The sequence below is a fragment of the Lachnoclostridium sp. genome, from assembly GCF_031997925.1.
Taxonomy (GTDB): domain Bacteria; phylum Bacillota; class Clostridia; order Lachnospirales; family Lachnospiraceae; genus Lachnoclostridium.
Genome location: NZ_DAMADT010000060.1, coordinates 1 through 4,678 on the forward strand (window position 1 = coordinate 1; position 4,678 = coordinate 4,678).

At 33.5% G+C, this 4,678-nt stretch carries 4 protein-coding genes; 3 read left to right on the forward strand and 1 reads right to left on the reverse strand.

All coding sequences use genetic code 11. The features are described 5' to 3' along the window. Together RTP52_RS20105 and RTP52_RS20110 are read left to right on the forward strand one after the other, a co-directional pair. The coding region (locus tag RTP52_RS20105) for a hypothetical protein (RefSeq protein ID WP_312373160.1) at positions 1–598 on the forward strand (598 nt) is incomplete at its 5' end. A 170-nt stretch (positions 599–768) separates the two neighbouring features. Beyond that, entirely contained in the window at positions 769–2,031 is a 1,263-nt protein-coding gene (locus RTP52_RS20110; protein ID WP_312107101.1) for a glycosyltransferase family 2 protein, read from the forward strand. Between the two features lie 118 nt (positions 2,032–2,149). Here the strand turns inward: RTP52_RS20110 and RTP52_RS20115 are convergent, their stop codons facing one another. Continuing rightward, positions 2,150–3,028 (reverse strand): LysR family transcriptional regulator, encoded by an 879-nt coding sequence (locus RTP52_RS20115; RefSeq protein ID WP_312107099.1) that lies wholly within the window; start codon positions 3,026–3,028, stop codon positions 2,150–2,152. A gap of 126 nt (positions 3,029–3,154) precedes the next feature. Between RTP52_RS20115 and RTP52_RS20120 the strand changes: the two genes are divergently transcribed. Beyond that, complete coding sequence (locus tag RTP52_RS20120) at positions 3,155–4,492, forward strand: sodium-dependent transporter (RefSeq protein ID WP_312107098.1); 1,338 nt, start codon at positions 3,155–3,157, stop codon at positions 4,490–4,492. The last annotated feature ends 186 nt before the right edge of the window (positions 4,493–4,678 follow it).

Below are 4,678 nucleotides of genomic sequence, written 5' to 3' on the forward strand. Positions count from 1 at the left end.
CGATACAAATGTATCAGTGATTGAAACGATAATTGGTGCTATCGAAACTATAGTTGTTGAAATCCAGACTCAGGTATCCGTAATCGATACGAATGTGGCAAGAATTGAAACCAATATCGCAATAATTGAAACCTTACTCGGACATCTGCATGAAATTGAGACCCAGGTTGCCATAATTGACACAAATGTGGCGAAAATCGAAACATTACTAGGACCGTGTACGATACTCACAACTGGACCGATATTGCGAGATAATGGAACTAACAGTGTTGTAGTTAAAGTGTTGAATAATGCTATTGAAACTGTGACGAATGTTTCGTCAATATTGTTCAATATAGAAACATGTCCGAAGGTTGCTGTGGAAACAGTAGTATTTGCCCCACTGCCTCCGAAATGTTCAGATACCTTTATCTTTGGAGATTTATCGAATGAATTTGAGATACTATTCCTTGGTATTACCACTGAGGTGTTTGTTTCTGTCGCTGCACGTCGTGAATCGGTAAATGCTCCGATTACGTCCAATTCAATTGTAGAGCCTAATTCCTTCCGCTTTAGCGAGCTGTCATGCACTAATGATCCGCCTAAATGCCATAGATAATTTTAAATGATAAATTCAAATCACACCATAGTATTTCACTATGGTGTGATTCTTATTGTTTCGATGAACACATGAATTATTGCCACTTTTAAACTCACCTTTCTTGTTTAGTGTTATTTCATAGAAAGACTTCATATAATAAATCAGATTAAATTTCAGAAGGAATAATTATGGCATATTATAGCTTTGTCATGGTCTGTTACAATAATTGGAGTTTTACCGATAAGGCAGTAAAATCCTTTTTCGAATACTTAAACCCAATACATCAAAATAAAGGAATTGAACTAATAATAGTCAATAACGGATCAAACGATGAGACAGAAGCGGGAATTGAAGAATGTAGGATCAAATTTAAAGAGGTTTCAGAAATAAAGACAGTACATCTTGAAAAAAACCTGGGGTATATAGTCGGAGTTAATATTGGACTCTCCAACTGCAGCGGTGAAATAATCACGCTATTGAACAATGACTTGGTATTCTGCCCAGGCTGGTTTGACAGCCTTGCCAATATTTTCGACGCCGACTTGACTGTAGGCGCGGCGACTCCATTATTAACCAACGGATCTGGGGAAGAAAACATAGAATTGGAATATAAAAAACCAGAGATGAAAGAAGCATTTTTCAAATCAAAAGAGACAATGAATTACTATGCAGCAAAAATTATGGAGAAAAACAGTAAAGTCATTATCAAATCAAATCGTATTGTGGGTACTTGTATTGCTTTTAGAAAAGATATCCTGCTTTTGGTTGGTGGACTGGATTTTTGGTTTGGAATTGGAATATTTGATGATGATGATTTTTCAATACGTATAAATTTGGCAGGATATAAAACGGTAATTGTCGGTGGTTCTTTTGTTTACCACATCGGTAGTGCGACTTTTTCAAAATTCACGCAGATGAATGATGCAGCAGTAATATCCAACAAAAAAAAGTTCTTACGTAAGTGGAAAATAAAATGTACGGAAAATGTTGAAGGATTTTATGATTCCCGTGAAGATGTTCTTTTAAGAACTCATTATATAAGGAAAAAACATTTTATTCCATTTGAATTTAGTCAATTCAAAAAGCCTTCAGAAAAGTCTTTGGCTAAAAAAACGGATGTAAAAAGAATGCTTTTGGTTGCAGATTGGAATAATTTTAAATCCGGGTGGTTAAAAGAATTGGAACGGAATTTACTGCAAACCGATATAAAAAAGGAAATAAATCTATGGATTCCCGCTGAATATTTTACAAAGACTGAGGTGGAAAATGAGGTTAGTAAAATCATCGGTACTGATTCAAATGTAAATTATATCGAAAAAGATATCAACTCGGAAGATTTATTGGAATTCTTAAGTTCCTTTGATGCTGTTATACCGGTTACGGATGATTTTGTAAACAGATATATAATTTATTTGGCCAAACAGATGAATATTGAAGTATTAAGGTTATGAGAGTTCGGAAACTGGCAGTAAAGGCTAGCCTGGACTGGAACTGAAAAACTAAATGAATCAGCCTCTCCTTCTTTGATGGAAAGGCTGATTTTTAGTAGAATCTTCTTTTACGATTTTCTTAGATATCTATAAAATTGATTAAAGCATTCATGGCAGGTGTAAGTGCTTTCCCTTTATGGCATATTAATTGCCGCCATATAGAAATTGGGAAATTTGGGTTAGAAATAGGTAGAATTGATTTTTGAGTTAGCTCTTTTTTTACAACAAACTCAGGGATAAATCCAATACCAAAAGAGTTTAAAATAAGTTCTTTAATTACTTGTACATTTCCTATTTCATATGTGGGAATTATAAATTCATTATGTTCTGCTATGATATCATCTAAATTTTTTCGATAACTAATGTTTTCTTCAGTAAGATAAATGGGATATTGTTTTATATCAGAAATATTAACATTAACTTTACCTGCAAGAGGATGATTGGAAGATATATAAAAATTAGTGTTGACAGCGGATTCTTTTAATATAACAAAATCAGGGCGCTGTTTTTTGAAATCCAAAGTACATATCATATCTACCTCATTTTGGGTTAGTAAAGTAAACAACTCTGATGTCACTCCAGTTTGTATAACTATTTTTACTTTAGAGTAATGTTTTTGAAAATCAATTAGAATGTTCGGAAAAATTGATGTACAAATGGAATCAGCCATTGCAATTCGTATGGTACCAGCAATATCATCAGTACCCCCATTAAGCTGTGAGTTTAAGTCTTCAGTTAAAAGTTGGATGTTTTGCGTATATTGTAAAAATATTATACCGTTAGCAGTAAGTGCAATTTTATGCCCAATGCGATCAAAAAGCAAATGGCCTAATTCTTTTTCTAAATTAGATATTTGTGTAGAGACAGCTGACTGGGAATAACCTAACTCTGAAGCTGCTGATGAAAAGCTTTTTAGTTCTGCAACTTTTATAAATGTTTGTATATTCTTAAAATCCATTTATTCCTCCAAGCAATATCAAAAATATTGATGATATTATCAATATTATCAATTATATTTATTTTGTTTATTATGATATAGTAATTTATGTAGAAATTCAATATCAAAATGCTTAGAGGAAAAATTATGAAAAATAAGAGTCAAACAAAGTTAGGTAGAAATGGTATGTTTGGTAGTAAATGGGGTTTTATATTAGCCTGTGTAGGATCTGCAGTAGGATTGGGTAATATCTGGCTTTTTCCGTATCGGTTAGGGCAATATGGAGGAGCAGCATTTTTGATTCCATATCTATTATTCGTTTTTTTATTTGGTTATGTTGGATTATCGGCAGAGTTTGCAATAGGAAGGAAGGCACAAACAGGTACTCTTGGAGCTTATGAGGTTTGCTGGAAGAAATCAAAGTACAACAAAGTGGGAAAAGTATTAGGGTGGATTCCATTAGTTGGATCTCTTGGTATTGCAACAGGATACGCCATTATAATTGGATGGGTATTTAGATCTTTATTTGGCTCTGCAACAGGAGCTTTATTTAAAACTTCAAGTGCGAATTATTTTTCACAGGCAACTGGAGATTTTGGTAGTATCATATGGCATATTGCAATATTAGGAATTACTTTTCTTATTTTATTCACAGATTCTGTAGCAAGAATTGAGAAAGTTAGTAAAGTAATGATGCCGGCTTTTTACATACTCTTTGCTTTTTTGGCAGTGCGGGTATTATTTTTGCCAGGTTCCGTGGAAGGATATAAATTTCTTTTTATTCCAAAATGGGAGTCGCTATTGCATATTGATACATGGGTTATGGCAATGGGACAGGCATTCTTTTCGTTGTCAATTACAGGATCTGGTATGATTGTTTATGGAGCTTATCTTGGGAAAAAAGAGAATATAGTAAATGCTTCGTTACAGACTTCTTTATATGATACTTTAGCAGCTTTATTATCTGCACTTGTAATTATGCCTGCTGTATTTTCATTTGGAATAGAACCAACGTCAGGACCTTCCCTTATGTTTTTGACAGTACCTGATATTTTTAAGCAGATTGCGTTCGGTAAAGTATTTGCATGTATTTTCTTTATATCAGTACTTGTAGCAGGGATTACTTCGTTAATCAACATGTTTGAGGCGGTTATTGAAAGTTTACAGAATAAATATAAGATTTCTAGAAATAAAGCGGCGCTGATTAGCATTTTAATTTCATTTTCTATCGGTATATTTTTGGAGAATGAGTTGAGTGTCGGTAAATTTATGGATTTCATTACTATTTTAGTAGTTCCATTTGGTGCTGTATTTGGTGCAATATCAATCTATTATATATTAGGAAAAAATAAAATTGAAGAAGAGTTAAATTGCGGTAGAGATAAAAAATTACCAATGATATTTTCAGTGGTAGCAAGATATGTGTATGTTCCTATCACTATTTTGATTTTTATATTAGGTCTTATTTACAAAGGAATAGGCTAAATCTTTCATATCCAACAGCTTTTTATAATAAGTAAATTTGTAAAGCAGGCTGTAGATAAAAATAGGAGTACCAATTAACCTCATCCGGGAAGTCCCCCCCGCTTCTGTAAGCGGGGGTAAGGACTTGCCTGTTTCAGCAGGAGTTCAAGCTCCTGCTGAAATGCCACGTAGTGGCAATGAGGTTAT

What these genes read in the sequence shown, in the direction of transcription:
- RTP52_RS20110 (WP_312107101.1), top strand. Translation starts at nt 769, where the DNA reads ATGGCATATTATAGCTTTGTCATGGTCTGTTACAATAATTGGAGTTTT.
- RTP52_RS20115 (WP_312107099.1), bottom strand. Translation starts at nt 3,028, where the DNA reads ATGGATTTTAAGAATATACAAACATTTATAAAAGTTGCAGAACTAAAA.
- RTP52_RS20120 (WP_312107098.1), top strand. Translation starts at nt 3,155, where the DNA reads ATGAAAAATAAGAGTCAAACAAAGTTAGGTAGAAATGGTATGTTTGGT.